Source organism: Paenibacillus sp. LjRoot56, assembly GCF_964253335.1.
Lineage (GTDB): Bacteria > Bacillota > Bacilli > Paenibacillales > NBRC-103111 > Paenibacillus_E > Paenibacillus_E allorhizoplanae.
In genome coordinates this window covers 928,000-947,238 of record NZ_CAXURV020000004.1, presented here as the reverse complement: position 1 = coordinate 947,238, position 19,239 = coordinate 928,000, and the positions used below count along the sequence as shown (strand labels likewise).

The window sequence follows — 19,239 nt, the reverse complement described above, 5'->3', positions numbered from 1 at the left end:
GAACGCATGGTGATGGGGGACTAGCGCCCAAAAGGAACCATCTGATCGTGTTCCAGAACGGGAACGCATTCCGTTATATTCGTCTTGGCACAAAGTTCGACATCCGCGAGGAAACCGGACTTTTTCATTTTTTTACCGTTGCTGCAAGCGAGTATGGTCTCGAATAAGTGATTCTTAGCTTCGAGATAGCAACCTCGCATTGCTAGACCGAAGTCATTCGTTATCATGTGCTGCTCGCCAAGTAGAATCGCGATTTCATTCAGGATGAGGCCGGCACAGAGGCCGTCCTCTAATGAGAATACATCTTGCGTACCTGCACAAACGATCACTGTGTCCCGTTTAAGGTCGATTGCTGCCGCAGCAGTGGCTTTGCCGTTAATAATGGCTCCCGCTAGCACACGATCGGCTTTTATCGCTTTCTGAATTCCTCTTGTGCCATTAGTAGTCGTCAAGATGATGCGTTTGCCTTGAACGACTTCGCGTGTGTACTCAAGTGGTGAATTGCCAAAATCAAATCCAGGAATTTTTTTGCAATAGCGCTCCCCACCAAGCAAATCGCCATCTCTCGCCAATTCCTTCGCTTTTATAACCGTATCAACAGGGACTACACCCTTGCTGCCATTCATCAAAGCGGTGATGATTGTGCTGGTTGCACGTAAAACATCAACGACAATGACGGTTTTATGGAGAAACTCGTCACTTCTTGCTTCGCCGATGTTGGCGATCACCTCGATATGCATGTGCTAATCCTTTCTGGTACCTAAGGACAACGTGTCTGACCGGAGTCCTCTCCTCAAAGCTTCTAATGCAATAACTTCATCTGGGGAAATATTGCCCAAGTGAATATCGGGACCGAGGGAGTTGATCAGGTGCACTTGTTGGCTTTTTTGCGGTGCTTCCCATAAGAGCTTATGTCCTGAAATGGAAGCAAGCACGCTATGCAATTCCTCATCTTTGCATTTCCCTTCCCCATCGAAAATGCCAACACCCATGCCAGACTCACGCGCTTCAATCGTGACAAGGGAAGCACCTAATTCAGAATCGATTAAGACTGTATCAATTAATTCTGTTAACTCTATGGAGGATCCCCATCCTTTTTTTCCATACTCCGTAACGACTTCTAACCCTTCATCTAACCCTCTGGTAATTAACTTATTCCGTTGTCTACGATCCATTTGAATGGTGCCGTCGGATATTTCAACGCCATTAAAGCCGAGTGCAAGTATCATGTCAAAAAATGAATCTACCGCATTCTGGGTTACAGCCACTTCCAGAAAAGTACCTCCTGGATAAATGAGAATGTTATTCTCTTTAGCTAGGTTTATTTTGCTCCGCAGCACGGATTGCGGATAAAGCGGTGAAGTGCCGAATCCGAGTTTGATCATATCCACATGGCTGCTAGAGGTTTGGAGCAAATCCTGAAAGGCAAGCATGCCAAGCCCCTTATCCATCACCATTGTTTTCCCCAACGTTCTTGGTTTCAGCTGCCTTTTTCCTGTAGGGTCGGCTAGAACGGGGTTCCATTTTAATTGAGAGGTCACTTCCATCGGTATTTCTCCTCACTGTCCTTCGAAGGATCAATTATGTGTACAGCATATGCATGAGTACAAATGGAGGTGCCCAGCATGCCTAAAATGAGACGAGCTCGCATAAGGTAGGGAAAAGCGTATGCTTCCGAAGCTAGTTTTGTCGCTGCACTATTCCGCTTCGCTTGCATGTGTTACAGAACTTTTAGGAGGTGTTATAGTTCATGAACAAGATTGTACTCACGATGGCTTCCTTGCGGCTGATGTCAGGGAGCATCGAAATTATTGCTGCTATTCTTATGCTCAGACTGGCGACGATCGAGAAGGCGCTGTTGGTGAATTCAGCTCTAGCACTAGTAGGTCCTCTAGTACTATTAACTACGACAACGATTGGATTAGTAGGCGTAGCTGACAAACTATCATATGGAAAGATGTTGTGGATCATAGCAGGGGTCAGTTGTTTGTTTATTGGGATTATTAAAAAGTAATCGGTCATATTTCTTTCTAGTAAGCATAGAAATGAATATAGAAGACTGGACAACTTGGAGGGCTGTCTCCCAATGCTAGCGAGTATTTCACATTTGTTGCCGCAGAACATTCGATTCATGCTGAGCGAACTTCCACCGAACGTACAAGCTAGTGTGGAGGAGATCAGGGTGAGAGAGTCACGTCCTCTTGAAATTAGCTGGGCGGACCGATATGCCTTCATTAGCGAGCGTGGGCAAATGATCACCCAGGAAGCTTTAGCATACAAACCGTCCAGGCAAGATTGCCTGACATTACTTGAGATCCTAACGAATCATTCGTTGTACACGTTTGAGGAAGAACTGCGCAGAGGTTACATCACCGTTTCAGGTGGTCATCGAGTTGGACTTGCTGGTCGTACGATTCTCGACCAAGGTCAAGTGAAGCAAATACGCGATGTGAGTTCCTTTAACATTCGGATCGCGCGCGAAATTCAAGGTGTGGGTCAGGAGATTTTACCGTATCTGGTAGATCAGAGCATGGGGAACATTCATCATACCCTGATCATCTCACCGCCGCAGCAAGGGAAGACCACCTTAATTCGTGATTTGGCCAGACTGATTAGCCGAGGCGAGTGGGGGGCTAGGCATAGCTCACTATCAGGCAAAAAAGTAGGCATCGTAGATGAACGCTCCGAATTGGCTGCTTGTGTCAAAGGCGTACCGAAATTCGACTTAGGTCCTCGCACAGATGTGTTAGATGGTTGTCCGAAGGCTGAAGGGATGATGATGATGATTCGTTCCTTATCACCTGAGGTGCTCATCGTGGATGAGATTGGACGAGTTGAGGATGCGTTTGCGATTCATGAAGCGGTTCACACCGGGATTCGTGTTCTAGCGACAGCACATGGAGCAAGCTATGAAGATGTCCATAGACGACCAGTTCTTAGGGAGTTGATGGAGTCAGGTGTGTTTACGAAATATGTGATCCTGCAGCGAAGAAAAGGTGCTTCAGCTTCCTTTCGGATCTTGGATCATCAAGGTAAGGCAATGGGAGATGGATGACGAACGCAAAGGACGATGAAGATGCTGAAATTCGTTGGAGGAGTACTGATTTTCGGAGCAGCGTCGATGTATGGGTTTATGCAAGCTGCTCACTATGTAAGACGACCCAAGCAAATTCGTATACTTATTGGCGCGCTTGGCCGAATGGAGACGGAAATTTCCTACGCGCTCACGCCGCTTCCTGAAGCTTTCGCTTCATTAAGCAAGCAAGTTGCTGATCCGCTTTCGACTTTATTTCGTTTAATGTCAGAACGTTTGCTCGGCAGTAATGGTGAATCGACTAAGGATCTATGGCAAATGACAGTGAAAGAAGTCTGGGCAAGAACCTCAATGCGGCAAGCAGAGCAAGAAGTGATTCTTGGGCTCGGTCCGGTGCTGGGGCTCTCAGATCGAAGTGACCAAATCAAACACTTGCGACTTGCGATGAGCCAACTTCAATCGGAAGAGACGGATGCAAGGGATGAGCAGCAACGCTACGAGAAAATGTGGAAAAGCCTAGGTGTCCTCATCGGAGCGTTAGTCGTAATTTTAATGTATTAGTGGGGATCATTTATCCCTGGATGACAAGTTCCTTGAAGGCGGAGTGAGGTGCCAGGAATGAATGTAGATGTGAACGCCATTTTCCAAATCGCCGGCATCGGAATCATCATCGCGATGATCCATTCGGTGCTGAAGCAGATGGGTAAAGAGGATATGGCACACTGGGTCACGGTCATAGGCTTCGTGGTCGTGCTTTTTATGGTCGTTAGTATGCTGGATAACTTATTCAAAGAAATTAAAACTATTTTCCTATTCCAATGAGGTGGTCTGATGGAAATCATCCAAATCGTAGGTTTAGGACTCATCGTCACGATCTTGACGCTCATCATCAAGGAACAGAAGCCGATGTTCGCCTTTCTATTAGCTGCTTTTACGGGCATAGTCATATTCTTGTTCTTAATAGGCAAAATTTCTTCGGTTATTCAAGTCCTTGAGGACTTAGCAGTGAAGTCGAACGTAAACCTCGTTTTCCTCAAAACGATTCTGAAAATTATAGGTGTTGCCTACATCGCCGAGTTTGGCGCTCAGATCGTTAGAGATGCCGGTCAAGATTCCATTGCTTCCAAAATCGAGCTGTCGGGTAAGGTACTCATTATGGTTATGGCCATTCCAATTATAACAGTCATTATCGAAACCGTGGTTAAACTGCTCCCTGCTTAGAAGATTCACCTAAGGAGTGACACGCATGCACCTACTTTATTCGCACCAGAAGCTGAACAACCGGTGGATCTTATTATTTATTATAACGATGGGTCTTTGGCTCGGCTTGTCGAGTTCCCTAACGGCTGAATCGCCTACAGATATTATCATCCAAGAACAAGCGAACCGCTTGAATACGGAGCCAGTCGAGCAATATTGGGATAAGCTGATGAAGGAATATGGCGGGTATTTCCCGGAAAGCAAACCTCCAACCTTCATGGAACTTCTTCTTGGGACTAAGGGCATTAGTATGAAAAGTATCTTTAAAGGACTTCTGAGCTATGTATTTCATGAGATTATCATCAATGGCAAGTTACTAGCTTCCATCGTTGTATTGACCGTTTTTAGCATGATTCTGGAGACGCTGCAAAGCTCTTTTGAACGAAATACGGTTAGCAAGCTAGGTTATACGATCACGTATATGGTATTGATCATCATTGCCATCAATAGCTTCAGCGTTGCGATCGGGTACGCCAAGACAGCCATTTCGTCTATGATTCAATTCATGTTCGCCATCATGCCTTTGTTACTAACTTTATTAGCGTCCATGGGTAATGTTACTTCCGTGGCCATCCTTCATCCTCTGATCGTGTTCATGATTCACTCGGTGGGAACGGCGATATATGTGTTTGTTTTCCCGCTCTTGTTTTTCTCGGCTGTGCTGCACATCGTTAGCTCACTCAGCGACAAGTTTAAGGTTACCCAGTTAGCAAATCTACTGCGCACCGTAAGTTTAAGTATGCTGGGTGTGTTCGTAACGATTTTCCTTGGTGTCATCTCTATTCAAGGGACAGCAGGTGCGGTTAGAGATGGTGTAGCGATTCGAACAGCAAAGTACATTACTGGGAATTTCGTGCCTGTTGTAGGGCGGTTGTTCTCGGACGCAACGGAAACGGTGATAGGGGCCTCTCTCCTTGTCAAAAATGCCATAGGACTTGTTGGTGTTGTCATCCTCGTTCTCTTGTGCGCGTTTCCAGCGATTAAAATCTTAACGCTAGCTTTTATCTACAACTTATCCGCAGCGCTGATGCAGCCCTTAGGAGATAGCCCGATTATTGCTTGTCTGCAAACGATTGGTAAGAGCTTAATTTACGTTTTTGCAGCGTTAGCGGCAGTAAGCTTAATGTTTTTTCTTGCCCTGACCATCATGATCACAATTAGCAATGTCTCCGTCATGATGAGGTGAAAGGAGCTAGGCGATGGATTGGTTAGCAGGATGGCTGAAAACCGTCATTATGGTCATTATGCTCGCGACGTTTGTTGATCTTCTGCTCCCAAGCAATACGATGCAGCGGTATGTGAAGACGGTTTTGAGTCTATTTATTCTACTGACGCTACTCACCCCTGTGCTTCAGCTGTTCCAGAAGGACTGGGATATGGATCAGCTGCTCAGTCAAGCGGAGAAGGAGCAGAATGAGAAAACGATGCTTGCAGGTGGTTTTGGCGGCAATCAAACACAAATGAAGTCATTGGCAGCCATCACGAAGGATGCCAATAAGATTCAAGATGCAGAACAGAAGAAAACACAGGAATTAGTACAAACGCAATTAGCCGCATTGATTAAAGAGGACTTACAGAAACAAACGGAATGGCCAGTACAGGAGGTAAAAGTTTATGTAGAGGTAGACAATAATGGGAAACCCAGCATTACCAATGTGAAGGTGACCCTTGATGATATAGAAACGAAGAAACAAACGACAACGAAGAGTAACAGCATTGCAGCGATGGAGCCTGTCAAGCCTGTAGATCCCATCAAAATTGGCTCTACCGCGACAGCACAAGATCGTCAGACTTCTGCTCAAGGCGACTTGCATTCAACCCTTAAAGCGCTGCCTAGCGAGCAAGAAAAGGATCGACTTAAGCAAGATATTTCACGGAATTGGTTAGTGGATCCTGCCAAAATCGAGATCGAAACTATACAAAGCAAAGGATGGATGGCGAGGTGAATCGATGGGAACATTGCTGCAATGGATGGAGCACAAATTCGGCGGCGGACCAGGTGGACCCAAGCGTAAGAATACGTTGCTTTGGGTCATCATGGTTGGGCTTTTAGGAGCTGCGCTAATGATTATCAACGCATTTATAAATGTCAAAGATCTGGATCCCATCAACACAGGCAGAGCGTCTCCCCCAGCGGAAAGTAAGGAAACCTTTGCAGGAAGCGCGTCTAAGGAAAACGCAAGCTTTCATGACTATGAACAAGCTTATGGTGACCAACTGAAGGGCATCCTGCAACAAATTGTCGGTGTTGGCGAAGTGGAAGTGCTCGTTACTATCGAATCTACGGAAGAAATGACCGTTGACAAAAATTATAACGATAATCAGACCATGACGACAGAACGCGACAATGGTGGCGCAACACGCAACATATCCCAGGTAACGCGAAGTGGTGAAGTCGTTATTTATCAAGTATCAGGTGACCAGAAGCCGCTTGTGCTCAAATACATTAAACCCAAAATTAGAGGTGTCATTGTTGTTGCAAAAGGTGCAGAAAATCTTACGGTGAAGAAAATGATCATGGAAGCCGTTGAGCGAGGAATGGATGTTCAAGCGAGTAAGATTTCGATTTTACCGCGCAAAACAGGCAATTAATTCAGCAAATTATCTAACTAATCTAAGGAGGAATAAACAATGAATGCAAAAAGACAAACAATTTGGCTCGTATCGATGCTTAGCTTGATGGTGGTACTATCCGCGTATTATCTCTTTACTGAGGACGTCAATAAGTTGGATCTCGCATCGTCTGATGCCATCACGAAATCGCAAGAAGTGAAGATTGATATGGCACAAGTGGACCCAGTTACTGGCGCAAAAACGGATGTAAAAGCAACATCTGGAACAGGAACACAATCCGACACCAAAGCAACAACGCCGCAAACTTCTACAAAAACAGACGCTAAAGCGACGACGACACAAGATAGCTCCAAAACTACGACAAAAGATGCAAGCAAACCAACAACTTCTAAAACAGATGATCAAGTGTTGAAACAGGTAGAAGAGCAAGCTAAAACGACTTCTGCTAACGACTATTTCACGAATGAACAAGTGAAACAAAACAACTACTTCAGCAAAGTTTCCACGGATCTGATGACAATCATTTTGGATACAAAGAAAACACCTGAAGCGGTAGCAAAAGCAACAAACGATTTGTCTGCCTTGTCAGATTTGCAAGATAAAATTGAAAATCTTCAAGATCTTTTGATACAAGATTTCCCGCAAGCAGTTATTAATCAAGATGGTAATAAGTGGAAAGTAACAGTTCAAGCCGATAAATTGGAAAAAAGCCAAGGTGTTTCCATCGTCGACATGGTTGTCAAAGAACTGGGAGCTATGCCAGAAAATATCAAGATCCAATACGTACGTCCGTAGGGATTCTAGTGAAGTTTTTGCTTCACAAATGGGAAGTGGAAAGGGTCCGGATAAACTGGACTCTTTCCATTTCGTGCGTTTATGGGTATAATACATACGTTGCGGCTATGAAAACGCATTTTTTAAGGGTTCACCAACGTCTAAAGGAGTGACTTGAATGTTTAAATTGAGTGAAATCAAAGAGTTAATTAAACTCGTCGATCAATCCTCTTTACAAGAACTTGAAATTGAAAATGAAGGTGCACGCCTTTCTATTCGTAAACCGAATAAAGCGGAGCCTCTGTATGTATCCGCTCCAGTTCAACACACATACGCACCGATTGGTCAACCAAACTACACGAATACAGCGCCAGCAGCTGCTCTTGAAGTGCCAGTAACTGCTAACGGACAAGCCAAGCAAGAGGATTCATCTTTACATAAGATCGTATCTCCGATGGTAGGGACATTCTATCAATCCGCTTCGCCAGGATCAGCGCCATTCGTAAGCGTTGGCTCTAAAGTAACGGACAAGAGTGTTGTTTGTATTGTGGAAGCTATGAAATTAATGAATGAAATAGAAGCCGAAGTGAAAGGCGAGATCGTTGAAATTCTCGTTGAGAACGGACAGCTAGTCGAGTACGGACAACCTTTATTTTTGGTTAGACCGGAATAGTTGCGTTTGCAAGCTTATGCTGACAGCGCAAGCTTTTCGCAGGAAGAGCTCTTAGGAGGGCAAATCATGAAATTTAATAAAATACTTATTGCGAACCGCGGAGAAATTGCAGTTCGTATTATCCGAGCATGCCGTGAACTTGGCATCTATACGGTTGCTGTGTACTCGGAAGCAGATCGAGAAGCACTGCACGTTCGTTTGGCAGATGAGGCTTATTGTATCGGGCCTACAGCTTCCAAAGACAGCTATTTGAACTTCACTAACTTGATGAGTGTTGCAACGTTAACGGAATGCGATGCGATTCATCCGGGATACGGGTTTCTTGCTGAAAATGCAGACTTCGCAGAAATTTGCGAGAGCTGCAATATCACTTTCATTGGTCCTTCGCCAGACGCGATCTCCCGAATGGGGGATAAAGCGGTTGCCAAGCAAACGATGAAGGAAGCAAGAGTTCCAATTATCCCAGGTTCTGATGGGTTGGTTGAGGATATTGATGATGCTGTGGTTATTGCACGTGATATCGGATATCCGATTATTATTAAAGCGACAGCAGGCGGCGGCGGTAAAGGAATCCGTATTGCAGAGAACGAGGAAACACTTGTTCAACAAATTACGGCAGCTCAACAAGAAGCGCAGAATGCCTTCGGTAATGCAGGGATCTACTTGGAGAAGTATTTAACTGGCATGAAGCATGTTGAGATTCAAATCCTTGCTGATAAACACGGCAATGTCGTTCACTTAGGCGAACGTGATTGCTCTGTACAGCGTCGTAGACAAAAACTTGTTGAAGAAGCACCTTGTCCGATCCTTACGGAGGAAACGCGTAAAGCTATGGGGCAGGCGGCAGTGCGCGCAGCGAAAGCCGTGAATTATTCCGGAGCGGGAACCTTGGAATTCTTGTTAGGTCCAGATGGTAATTTTTACTTTATGGAAATGAATACACGAATCCAAGTTGAACATCCTGTTACCGAAATGATTACGGGGATCGATATTATTCAAGAGATGATTCGCGTTGCTGAAGGGAATCCGTTGTCATTCAGACAAGAGGATGTTCGCATCAATGGATGGGCGATCGAGTGCCGCGTGAATGCGGAAGATCCGAATCGGAACTTCATGCCATCTCCAGGGCAAGTGAAATTTTATTTGCCGCCAGGTGGATTTGGTGTTCGCGTGGATAGTGCCGTATATCCTGGGTATACGATCCCGCCACACTATGATTCCATGATCGCGAAGCTAATCGTTTGGGGAAGTACGCGTGAAGAAGCTATTAACCGTATGAAAAGAGCGCTCAATGAGTTCGCGGTGGACGGTGTAAACACGACGATTCCTTTTCATTTGAAGCTGCTTGAGCACAAGAAATTTATCAGTGGCGATCACGATATTAAGTTCTTAGAAGAGCACGATGTGAACGATCCAGAATCGTAGATAATCATTTGTCATATTTTTACCGAAATGTTATACTAATAAATTAAGATGGCTTATCCCATTTATATTTTAAGCTTATGATGCAAGATTGTTACAATCACAATTTTAAGATTTACAAGCCAGTTTTGCTGGCGCAAAACTTTTAGGAGGTGCCACAATGAGCACAATCGCTCCGGATTACGTCAAGACAGACATGGGCAGCATCCAGATTGCCCCCGAGGTTATCGAAATCATTGCCGGATTGGCAACGGTGGAAGTGCAAGGTGTAGCGGGGATGAGTGGCGGATTAGCTGGCGGCATTGCTGAATTACTTGGACGCAAGAATTTGTCCAAAGGCGTAAAGGTAGAGGTCGGACAACGTGAAGCTGCCATTGACGTCTCCATCATTATCGAGTATGGAAATCGTATCCCAGAAGTTGCAAATGATATTCAGAACAATGTGAAGATGGCTATTGAATCAATGACAGGTCTAAATGTTGTTGAGGTCAACGTACACATTCATGATGTTCACTTTAAGCAGGCGGATAAACCGATTGACGAAGAACCAGCGGCTGCCAATCGTGTGAAATAGGCGGTAAAGCTGAGCCATATGGATCAATTGAAACCCCCTACAGGTTGCAGGGGGTTTCCTCTAACTTAGGAAGGGGACAAGCGTAGTGGGTAAAATTGTGGACAGGCTCTTGCTACTTTTCTATAGCCTGATTATTTTCGTCGCATCGATCTTTGTATTGTTCACAGCATCTAGCTGGATCCCACTCGATCAAGCAAGTACAACGCTTAGTCATTTCTATTACGAGAAGAGCTACGCTTATCCGGGCATTATCATTAGTTTGATTATGCTGCTGATTTCCGTACGATTCTTGATCGTAACGCTTCGTCGCGGACGTTCCCAGGCACCATCGATTGATCAACGCACTGATTTTGGGGATATTCGAATTTCCATCGAGACGGTTGAGAATCTTTCGCTGAAAGCAGCGGGTCGCACGAAAGGTGCCAAGGACTTGCGTGCACGAGTTAGAGTGAATCAATCCGGGTTAGAAATAACAATTAGAACGATTGTCGATGGGGAAAGCTCGATTCCGGAACTGACTGAAGACATGCAAGGAACAGTGAAAAGTTACATAGAAGAGATTACCGGTATTCCTGTAGCTTCCGTAACCGTATTCGTAGCGAATATCGTGCAATCTGCCCCAACGTTTAAAAGCCGGGTCGAATAGAGGTGAATCCACATATGTGGAATGAACTGTGGGAATTCCATAGGGGCAAAGTAATCGGAGTGTCAGCGGGTATATTCTTCGGTTTCGTTTATTTATTTTTTGGTTTCTGGGATATGTTGATCTTTGCATTTATCGTTCTTGTTGGTTTCTATGTTGGAAATAAGTTGGATCGCAAAGAAAGTTTCGTCATGCTGGAAGACATTTGGCGCTATCTCACACAAAAATGGAGAATGTTTCGCTAAAATCCCTGGTTCAACCATGGATTTTTTTGTTTGGATTGGATCCAATTTGACGTATACTAGGAGAAAGAGTTTTTAGGAGAAGGTCGCTTTGCTGGAGTAAAGCACTTAGGAGGAACAGAATGAAACGCAGAATTGCACGTGAAATTGCTATACAAAGCTTATACCAAATCCAAATGAATGAGGCTACTCCTCAGGAGGCTGTTCAAGTAGCGATTCATGAAGCTGAGCATGATAATGAAACGCAGCTGGATTTCTCCGGAGATAAGATAGATCCTGTCTACATTGTTGAGCTTGTTGAAGGAACTTACAAGAACAAAGTAAGCATCGACGAGTTGTTGGAGGAGTATCTGAAGGGGTGGGCGATGGACAGACTGTCTCGCATCGATCGGGAAATTCTGCGACTGGGTGCCTACGAGATGCTGTATCGCGACGATGTTCCACCGAAGGTTGTTGTCAATGAAGCTATTGATTTGGCCAAGCATTATGGCACTGAGGAATCAGGGAAATTCGTAAATGGTGTGTTAGGAAAAATGATCAAAGAAATCGACGAACTGAAAGAGAAAGTTCTGCGTACGCTTTGAACAACCTTATTGAGATCATCAGCATAGTTAAATAGGGGTAAGGCTTAAACGGCTAAGGGGGAAATAACATGTCAGCACAAGTAATTAATGGGAAAGAACTCGTGAGCTCAATCCGTGAGGAAATTAGATCTGACGCAGCGGCACTTACAGCTCAGGGAAACCAGCCAGGTCTTGTCGTTGTGATTGTAGGTGAAGATGCAGCTTCGCAAGTATATGTTAGAAACAAAGCGAAAGCTTGCGATGATGTAGGTATTTATTCCGAAGTACACCGTCTGCCTGAAGAGACGACGCAAGCAGAATTAATTGCACTCATCCATGGTTTTAACGCGAATAATCGAATTAACGGGATTCTTGTTCAATCACCACTGCCTAAGCATATCAATGAAGAAGCGGTTGTTGATGAAATTGATCCAGCGAAAGATGTAGATTGCTTCCACCCGATTAATGTTGGTAACCTGATGATTGGTAAAGATGGTATGAAGCCTTGTACCCCGCACGGTGTAATTGAAATTCTGAAGCGGACGGGCGTGGAAATCGCAGGTAAGCATGCTGTTGTTGTAGGTAGAAGTAATATCGTTGGTAAACCGATGGCGATGCTGTTATTGCGCGAACACGCAACGGTAACTGTCGTTCATTCCCGTACGCCTAACATGGAAGAAATTACCAAACAAGCCGATATTCTTGTTGTAGCGGTTGGCAAAGCGCATTTGATCAAAGCTAATCATGTGAAACCAGGTGCAGTCGTTATTGACGTTGGGATGAACCGTCCTGCAGACGGCAAATTAACGGGTGATGTTGATTTCGAAGCTGTGAAAGAGATTGCAAGTGCGATTACACCTGTTCCAGGTTGTGTAGGGCCAATGACGATTACGATGCTGCTTCGCAATACAGTTGATGCGGCTAGCCGTGCAGCTAAAGCGAATGTGAGCGTATAGTCACCTTATGGCGAGAAATGAGACCAAGATTTTATCCGTAAAGGATCTAAACCGTTATATCAAGCTATTGCTGGAAGGAGATTCACGACTCCAGGATGTGTGGGTGCGAGGCGAAATTTCGAATTTCACTCATCACTCCAGCGGTCATATGTATTTTACATTGAAAGATGCGGATGGTCGGTTGAAAAGCATTATGTTTGCTTCGCATAATCAAAAACTGGGATTTATCCCGAAAGAAGGCACGAAAGTCATTGCTCGCGGCAATATTTCCGTTTATGAGCGTGACGGTGCCTATCAGTTTTATGTGACGGCGATGCAGCCTGATGGCATCGGCAGCTTGTATTTGGCTTTCGAGCAGCTGAAAAAGAAGCTCGAAACAGAAGGATTATTCGCGCCACAGCGCAAGAAACCGATTCCTCGGTTTCCGCGCGCCATTGGTGTGATCACGTCCCCGACGGGGGCCGCCATTCGTGATGTCATCATCACGCTGCAGCGGCGCTACCCGTCGATCCCGATCTTGCTGTACCCTGTCCTTGTACAGGGTACGCAGGCGGCGCCTTCGATTGTGAAAGCGATCGAAGCGATGAACCGGCTAGGTGAAGCCGACGTGCTCATCGTGGGCCGCGGCGGCGGCTCACTGGAAGAGCTGTGGGCTTTCAACGAGGAGATCGTTGCGCGGGCTATCGCAGCCTCCGCGATCCCGATCATCTCTGCCGTCGGCCACGAGACGGACTTCACGATCGCCGACTTCGTCGCCGATCTCAGAGCGCCGACGCCTACGGCAGCGGCAGAGCTCGCGGTGCCGCACCACCTCGAGCTGAAGCAGCAGCTATCGCAGCAGGCACAGCGCCTGCATTACGGGCTGCTGCAGCAGCTGCGCCGCAAGCAGGAACGGCTCGAGCGCGCGAAGCGCTCGCCGTTCCTGACGAACCCCCGCAGGCAGCTGCTCATGCAGCCTGCGGAGCGACTCGACCGGCTGGCGGAGCAGCTCGGTTACCGTATGCGTCAGCGCCTCACGGAGCTGGCGCAGAGGCGTATGAAGCTGGAGCGTCGCTTATCCAGCTTCAATCCAACCGAGCAGGCCGTGATGGCGAGACGACGTTTGGACACGTCCAAACGTCAGATGCTCACGGCCATGCAGACCCTCCTGCGCTCGAAGAAGCAGGAGTGGCAATCCAGCGTCCGTCATCTGGACGCCCTCAGCCCGCTGAAAGTTATGCAGCGGGGCTACAGTCTTGCTTATGATGAGCAGGAGAAACAGCTCATTCGTTCGGTCGCCCAAGTAAACATCGGTGATCGATTATCCATACGTCTTAAGGACGGTAAAATACAATGTCAAGTTTCGGGGATGGAGGCGAACATTGATGTCAACAAGTGAAACAGAAGTAAGTTTTGAAGTGGCTATCGAGCAGTTAGAGCGTATCGTAAGTCAGCTGGAGAGCGGTGACGTTCCTTTAGAGAAAGCAATTGAACTATATCAAGAAGGTGTAAGACTCTCCCATATATGCGGCGTTAAGCTGGAGCAAGTGGAGAAGAAAATTGAGATGCTGGTTGAAGGGGAAGCTGGGGTAACAAGGAAGCCTTTCCAGCCTGTCTTGGAAGATAAGGGGAATTAGTTTGAATAACACGACGTCTACTATTCATACATACATCGCTTCCCATGCTGAATTGGTTGAAGCCGCATTGCGTCAATCATTGCCAACTGCTTGGGAGGTACCAGCTTCGTTACGTGAGTCCATGGACTACTCCTTGATGGCAGGCGGCAAACGACTGCGTCCTATTATGGTTCTCGCTGCAGCAGAGTCGCTAGGTGGCTCGCTGGAGTCTGCTATGCCTGTTGCGATGGCCATTGAATTGGTTCATACCTATTCGTTAGTTCATGATGATCTGCCAGCGATGGATAATGATGATTATCGCAGAGGTAAGTTAACGAATCACAAAGTTTATGGTGAGGCAATGGCTATTCTTGCTGGCGATGCGCTGCTTACGCACGCCTTCTTCTGCGTTGCGCAATCACACAAGAGGTTTGGTGTTCCTGCAGAACGTGTACTAGCCATTACAGAAGAGCTTGCCGTACTGGCAGGTGCTCGTGGCATGGTTGGCGGCCAAGCTGCGGATATGTTAGGAGAGCAAGGTTTAACTAAGTTAGAAGAGCTTACTTATATTCATACACATAAAACAAGTGATCTTATTGTGTTCTCTTTGCGTGCTGGTGGACATATTGCTGGGGCATCCGAAGCGCAATTGGAAGCACTCAGTGAATTTGGACATGCGCTTGGACTTGCTTTTCAGATTCAAGATGATATTTTGGATATTATCGGTGATGAAGCGAAACTAGGTAAGCCTGTGAAGAGCGATGAGAAACAGCAAAAAGTGACATTCCCTTATTTTATCGGTATGGAAGCATCTGAGCAGAAAGTGCAAGAGCTGACGAATCAAGCGAAAGAAGCCTTAATTCGATCCAATATACCCAACCCTGAACGGTTGCTGCAGATCGCAGATTACCTGATGAAACGGGATCATTAGACATACGTATACAATTTGTATGACATACCTGAAGGTAGTTTTTCCACATTAGAAATAAGTTTTCACATAATGAAAACATCTTCTAATTGGCGATGAAACCTACCTTTAAACGCGGTCGCTCATCATTGAGTTGCCTCCATAGAGGTTTAATCACACGAATTACCCAATAATATGATATAATGGTGAAATCTTAGTATTTTCACATTGAAAGTGAGGAAACAAGCGTGCTGCTCGAACAAATCAATCGGCCTGCAGATTTGAAGCGGTTATCCTTGACGGAGCTCGAAGAATTGGCAGGAGAAATCCGTCAATTTCTTATTGAGAAGCTTTCCGTTACTGGTGGACATCTAGCCCCGAACTTAGGCGTGGTTGAACTCACGATAGCGTTACACACCATGTTTCACAGCCCGTATGATAAACTGATTTTTGATGTGGGTCACCAGGCGTATGTACACAAAATTTTGACTGGACGTAAAGACAAGTTCGATACTTTACGCAAATATAAAGGGCTCTGCGGGTTTATTAAGCGTTCCGAAAGTGAACATGATGTCTGGGAAGCAGGACATAGTAGTACTTCCCTGTCAGCTGCCATGGGTATGGCAATGGCGCGTGATCTCAAAGGCGAGCATAATAAGGTTGTGGCCATCATTGGTGATGGTGCGCTTACAGGCGGCATGGCATTAGAAGCCATGAATCATATTGGTCATGAGAAGAAGAATATTACGGTCATTCTGAATGACAATGAAATGTCAATTGCGCCCAATGTAGGGGCTCTTCATAATTATTTAAGCAAAATTCGTTCGGACCGTCATTATTTGAAAGCTAAAGAGGAAGTCGAATATTTACTGAAGAAAATTCCTGCCATCGGCGGAACGCTAGCCAAAACAGCGGAGAAGCTGAAGGATAGTCTTAAATATTTTGTTTTAAATGGCGTGTGGTTTGAAGAACTAGGGTTTACTTATATTGGTCCTGTAGATGGACATAACCTCCAAGTACTCATGGATACGTTGAAACAGGCTGAGAAGGTTGCAGGTCCTGTGCTCATTCATATCGTTACGACGAAAGGCAAAGGTTATAAACCTGCAGAGAACGATTCACATACTTGGCACGGCTTAGGGCCCTACAAAATGGAGTCAGGTCAAGTTCTTAAATCATCTGGTCCGCCGATGTATACACAAGTTTTTGGAGATACATTAATTGAACTTGGTGAGAAGGACTCTCGTGTGGTTGCGGTTACGCCTGCAATGCCAGGTGGATCTGGATTATTGAAGTTTGCGAAGCAATTTCCGAATCGAATGATTGATGTTGGTATTGCTGAGCAGCATGCGGCTACGTTATGTGCAGGACTTGCGAGTGAAGGTTTGAAGCCGGTATTCGCTGTATATTCAACGTTCTTACAGCGTGCGTATGATCAAGTAGTTCACGATATTTGTCGTCCTAAATTAAATGTTACCTTCGCCATTGACCGTTCGGGTTTCGTTGGACCGGATGGTGAAACACATCAAGGTGTTTATGATATTTCATTTTTGCGAACAATTCCTAACATGGTCTTAATGATGCCGAAGGATGAGAAGGAATTGCGTGATATGATGCAAACGGCGCTTGAATATAATGATGGTCCGATTGCGTATCGTTATCCGCGTATTAATGGCACAGGCGCTAATATTGATGAGGCTCCAAAGGCCATTCCGCTCGGTACTTGGGAAACTGTACGTGAAGGTGATTATGCTGCAGTTCTCGCTGTTGGACCTATGGTTCAAGTTGCAGAGGAAGCAGCTGCTCAGCTGGCCCAAGAAGGCATTGAACTTCGTGTTGTGAATGCAAGATTTATTAAACCGTTGGATGAAGCTTACTTGCTACAGCTAGCTAAGGAATCGATGCCAGTGATCACGATGGAAGAGGGTTCAATCCAAGGTGGTTTCGGAAGCGCGGTCTTAGAATTCTACGCAGAGAAACGGATTGTTGGTTTGCAGGTTGAATTGATGGGGATTCAAGACTACTTCGTAGAGCATGGCAGCGTGCCTGAACAACGCGAAGAGGTTGGGTTAACTGCCCATCACTTGATTTCCGAAGTAAAGAAGCTAGTACCTCGTAAGGTCCTACGTGCGAAGGTCTAGTAACCGATTTTGAATAGGAGCAACACATTATATATGTCATCGGATAAAGAACGATTAGACTTATTGCTGCTGGAGCAAGGATATTTTGAAAGCAGAGAAAAGGCAAAGGCCGCCATCATGGCAGGCCTTGTTTTTGCGGATGAAGAACCAGCTGATAAAGCGGGGATGAAGATCAGCAGGAAAGCCGTGCTGAAAGTAAAGGGTGCGCTGCATCCTTACGTGAGCCGTGGCGGATTAAAGCTGGAGAAAGCGTTAAAGCATTTCGACATCGATTTACATGATGCAGTAATGCTCGACATTGGAGCTTCTACGGGCGGATTCACGGATTGTGCGCTGCAAAATGGTGCGGCCTCTGTCTACGCGGTGGATGTTGGCTACAATCAATTGGATTGGTCGCTGCGCAATGATGAGCGTGTTCATGTCATGGAGAGAACGAATTTCCGTTACACGAAATTGGAGGATTTGAACGGTCCGAGACCTAGCTTTGCCAGTATTGATGTTTCGTTCATTTCGCTTCGTATTATCTTGCCACCACTTAAGGAAATCTTAGGGGATCAGGGTCATGTTGTAGCTTTAATTAAGCCGCAATTCGAAGCTGGTCGAGAGAAGGTTGGGAAGTCGGGCGTTGTAAGGGACACTGATGTACATATTGATGTTCTGACAACGGTTCTTTCATTTGCTGAGGAGCTCGGCTTTCGCTTGAAGGGACTCACTTACTCGCCAATAACCGGTGGTGAAGGGAACATTGAATTCCTTGCGTACTGGTCGAGCAACGAGACGGAAGAGTCATTGGCAGCGCCAACTTCGATCAAAGCCCTTATTGCCGAAACAGTTAAAGAGTCTCAGAAATTACATGGAAAATAAACTCATCTTTGAGAACGCCTTTTGCGGCCCTAAGATGGGTTTTTTCACTTAAGAGAAAGGATTTGCCTTCCGGTTTCGCGAATACTATGGCGAGGTGAAGGACATGGAACAAGGCGATGTAAGAGTCATTTTGTTAATCCTTATCGTTGTTGTTTGTATCGTCTTTTGGCGATTTCAGAAGTGGTCAGTGGGTTCAAGTCGAAGAAGAGGACGTATTCCAAGGCATGCGAATATCCCCGAGGATGATGTTGTTGATTTGCTTGAGGCTGCTGGATTCGAAGTGCTTGCTGGTAAGACCAAAATTCCAATTACCATGACCGTTGGAGAGAGAGATCAGCTGGAAAGCCGCTTATTTATCGATTATTTTGTGCAAAAGGAAGATGATATTTTTCTTGTGAAAGTGGCAAGAGAACGCAAGCCACTTGAGATGACAGGGAGCGCTGTACGTGATATGCTGCTGCCCTACACTCTCATTTATCCGGAGGCACAGGGTATCCTTTACGTTGATATGACCGTTAGCAAAATCAAAAAAATCACTTTTCACATAGAGGTGTAAGGATGAAGGGTCAAAGGCATGTAAAAATCAGAGAAATTATAACTAATCATGAGATTGAAACGCAGGATGAATTGGTCGAGGCGCTGCGCGCGGCAGGATTTCATGTCACACAGGCGACAGTTTCGAGGGACATTAAGGAACTCCATCTCATTAAGGTGCCGCTAGATGATGGCAGATATAAGTATTCCATGCCGGCAGATCAGCGATTTAATCCGATGCAGCGACTTCGCCGGGCATTAAGTGACCATTTTGTCAGCATTGATTATACGGATAATTTGGTTGTTATGAAATGCTTGCCAGGCACAGCGAATACGATTTGTGCTTTAATAGATAATTTGGAGTGGAATGGCGTCATGGGAACGATTTGTGGAGATGATACGATACTTGTTATTTGCCGCGGGAAAGAGAATAGTGTAACTTTTGTAAATGAAGTCATGTCCTTATTATCATAAAATCAGGAG

General features: G+C 45.6%; 25 protein-coding genes. 23 read left to right on the top strand and 2 right to left on the bottom strand.

From position 1 onward, the window contains the following. Window positions 1-20 precede the first annotated feature (20 nt). Window positions 21-740: a 2-phosphosulfolactate phosphatase gene (locus tag ACSQ8O_RS30260; RefSeq protein ID WP_056614727.1), complete on the bottom strand. Its 720-nt coding sequence runs from the start codon at window positions 738-740 to the stop codon at window positions 21-23. 3 nt (window positions 741-743) lie between these two features. Next, window positions 744-1,547 (bottom strand): phosphosulfolactate synthase, encoded by an 804-nt coding sequence (locus ACSQ8O_RS30255; RefSeq protein WP_436244653.1) that lies wholly within the window; start codon window positions 1,545-1,547, stop codon window positions 744-746. Window positions 1,548-1,750: 203 nt separating this feature from the next. Between ACSQ8O_RS30255 and ACSQ8O_RS30250 the strand changes: the two genes are divergently transcribed. The 23 genes from ACSQ8O_RS30250 to ahrC all read left to right on the top strand — a co-directional run bounded on the left by ACSQ8O_RS30250 (window position 1,751) and on the right by ahrC (window position 19,230). Beyond that, window positions 1,751-2,014: a YqhV family protein gene (locus tag ACSQ8O_RS30250; RefSeq protein WP_056614722.1), complete on the top strand. Its 264-nt coding sequence runs from the start codon at window positions 1,751-1,753 to the stop codon at window positions 2,012-2,014. Window positions 2,015-2,086: 72 nt separating this feature from the next. Continuing rightward, window positions 2,087-3,055, top strand: a complete 969-nt coding sequence (gene spoIIIAA / locus ACSQ8O_RS30245; RefSeq protein WP_056614720.1) for a stage III sporulation protein AA — start codon at window positions 2,087-2,089, stop codon at window positions 3,053-3,055. A gap of 15 nt (window positions 3,056-3,070) precedes the next feature. After that, window positions 3,071-3,595 (top strand): stage III sporulation protein SpoIIIAB, encoded by a 525-nt coding sequence (spoIIIAB, locus tag ACSQ8O_RS30240; protein WP_436244652.1) that lies wholly within the window; start codon window positions 3,071-3,073, stop codon window positions 3,593-3,595. Between the two features lie 57 nt (window positions 3,596-3,652). Next, complete coding sequence (gene spoIIIAC / locus ACSQ8O_RS30235; protein ID WP_056614718.1) at window positions 3,653-3,856, top strand: stage III sporulation protein AC; 204 nt, start codon at window positions 3,653-3,655, stop codon at window positions 3,854-3,856. Window positions 3,857-3,865: 9 nt separating this feature from the next. Further along, a complete protein-coding gene (gene spoIIIAD, locus ACSQ8O_RS30230) occupies window positions 3,866-4,255 on the top strand; it encodes a stage III sporulation protein AD (protein WP_056614713.1) in 390 nt (129 codons plus the stop codon). A gap of 25 nt (window positions 4,256-4,280) precedes the next feature. Further along, entirely contained in the window at window positions 4,281-5,480 is a 1,200-nt protein-coding gene (gene spoIIIAE, locus ACSQ8O_RS30225; RefSeq protein WP_436244651.1) for a stage III sporulation protein AE, read from the top strand. Between the two features lie 13 nt (window positions 5,481-5,493). After that, on the top strand, window positions 5,494-6,240 hold the full coding sequence (gene spoIIIAF / locus ACSQ8O_RS30220; protein ID WP_436244650.1) for a stage III sporulation protein AF: 747 nt from the start codon (window positions 5,494-5,496) through the stop codon (window positions 6,238-6,240). A gap of 4 nt (window positions 6,241-6,244) precedes the next feature. After that, window positions 6,245-6,886 (top strand): stage III sporulation protein AG, encoded by a 642-nt coding sequence (gene spoIIIAG, locus ACSQ8O_RS30215; protein WP_056614704.1) that lies wholly within the window; start codon window positions 6,245-6,247, stop codon window positions 6,884-6,886. 39 nt (window positions 6,887-6,925) lie between these two features. Next, window positions 6,926-7,663 carry a SpoIIIAH-like family protein gene (locus ACSQ8O_RS30210; protein ID WP_436244649.1) on the top strand — a complete coding sequence of 246 codons (738 nt, stop codon included), beginning with the start codon at window positions 6,926-6,928 and terminating at the stop codon, window positions 7,661-7,663. Between the two features lie 157 nt (window positions 7,664-7,820). Beyond that, entirely contained in the window at window positions 7,821-8,315 is a 495-nt protein-coding gene (gene accB / locus ACSQ8O_RS30205; protein WP_056614696.1) for an acetyl-CoA carboxylase biotin carboxyl carrier protein, read from the top strand. Window positions 8,316-8,381: 66 nt separating this feature from the next. Then, window positions 8,382-9,740: an acetyl-CoA carboxylase biotin carboxylase subunit gene (gene accC / locus ACSQ8O_RS30200; protein WP_056614692.1), complete on the top strand. Its 1,359-nt coding sequence runs from the start codon at window positions 8,382-8,384 to the stop codon at window positions 9,738-9,740. A gap of 157 nt (window positions 9,741-9,897) precedes the next feature. Beyond that, window positions 9,898-10,311, top strand: a complete 414-nt coding sequence (locus tag ACSQ8O_RS30195; protein ID WP_056614688.1) for an Asp23/Gls24 family envelope stress response protein — start codon at window positions 9,898-9,900, stop codon at window positions 10,309-10,311. Between the two features lie 85 nt (window positions 10,312-10,396). Further along, entirely contained in the window at window positions 10,397-10,957 is a 561-nt protein-coding gene (amaP, locus tag ACSQ8O_RS30190; protein ID WP_236285569.1) for an alkaline shock response membrane anchor protein AmaP, read from the top strand. Between the two features lie 14 nt (window positions 10,958-10,971). After that, a complete protein-coding gene (locus ACSQ8O_RS30185; RefSeq protein ID WP_436244648.1) occupies window positions 10,972-11,199 on the top strand; it encodes a DUF2273 domain-containing protein in 228 nt (75 codons plus the stop codon). 119 nt (window positions 11,200-11,318) lie between these two features. Continuing rightward, window positions 11,319-11,780, top strand: coding sequence for a transcription antitermination factor NusB (gene nusB, locus ACSQ8O_RS30180; protein WP_171630181.1), 462 nt, complete (start codon window positions 11,319-11,321; stop codon window positions 11,778-11,780). A gap of 68 nt (window positions 11,781-11,848) precedes the next feature. Then, window positions 11,849-12,715 (top strand): bifunctional methylenetetrahydrofolate dehydrogenase/methenyltetrahydrofolate cyclohydrolase FolD, encoded by an 867-nt coding sequence (gene folD, locus ACSQ8O_RS30175; RefSeq protein ID WP_236285567.1) that lies wholly within the window; start codon window positions 11,849-11,851, stop codon window positions 12,713-12,715. Between the two features lie 7 nt (window positions 12,716-12,722). Continuing rightward, window positions 12,723-14,093, top strand: a complete 1,371-nt coding sequence (gene xseA, locus ACSQ8O_RS30170) for an exodeoxyribonuclease VII large subunit (protein WP_436244647.1) — start codon at window positions 12,723-12,725, stop codon at window positions 14,091-14,093. Continuing rightward, on the top strand, window positions 14,080-14,331 hold the full coding sequence (gene xseB, locus ACSQ8O_RS30165) for an exodeoxyribonuclease VII small subunit (RefSeq protein WP_056614667.1): 252 nt from the start codon (window positions 14,080-14,082) through the stop codon (window positions 14,329-14,331). Before xseA ends, xseB begins: the two co-directional genes overlap by 14 nt. Next, window positions 14,327-15,241 carry a polyprenyl synthetase family protein gene (locus ACSQ8O_RS30160; RefSeq protein ID WP_436244978.1) on the top strand — a complete coding sequence of 305 codons (915 nt, stop codon included), beginning with the start codon at window positions 14,327-14,329 and terminating at the stop codon, window positions 15,239-15,241. The genes xseB and ACSQ8O_RS30160 overlap by 5 nt, the downstream gene beginning before the upstream one ends. 224 nt (window positions 15,242-15,465) lie before the next feature. Continuing rightward, on the top strand, window positions 15,466-17,358 hold the full coding sequence (gene dxs / locus ACSQ8O_RS30155) for a 1-deoxy-D-xylulose-5-phosphate synthase (protein WP_171630184.1): 1,893 nt from the start codon (window positions 15,466-15,468) through the stop codon (window positions 17,356-17,358). A gap of 33 nt (window positions 17,359-17,391) precedes the next feature. Further along, window positions 17,392-18,222 carry a TlyA family RNA methyltransferase gene (locus ACSQ8O_RS30150; protein ID WP_236285562.1) on the top strand — a complete coding sequence of 277 codons (831 nt, stop codon included), beginning with the start codon at window positions 17,392-17,394 and terminating at the stop codon, window positions 18,220-18,222. A 103-nt stretch (window positions 18,223-18,325) separates the two neighbouring features. Beyond that, window positions 18,326-18,778: a hypothetical protein gene (locus ACSQ8O_RS30145; protein ID WP_436244646.1), complete on the top strand. Its 453-nt coding sequence runs from the start codon at window positions 18,326-18,328 to the stop codon at window positions 18,776-18,778. Between the two features lie 2 nt (window positions 18,779-18,780). Further along, entirely contained in the window at window positions 18,781-19,230 is a 450-nt protein-coding gene (gene ahrC / locus ACSQ8O_RS30140; RefSeq protein WP_056614653.1) for a transcriptional regulator AhrC/ArgR, read from the top strand. Window positions 19,231-19,239 lie beyond the last annotated feature (9 nt).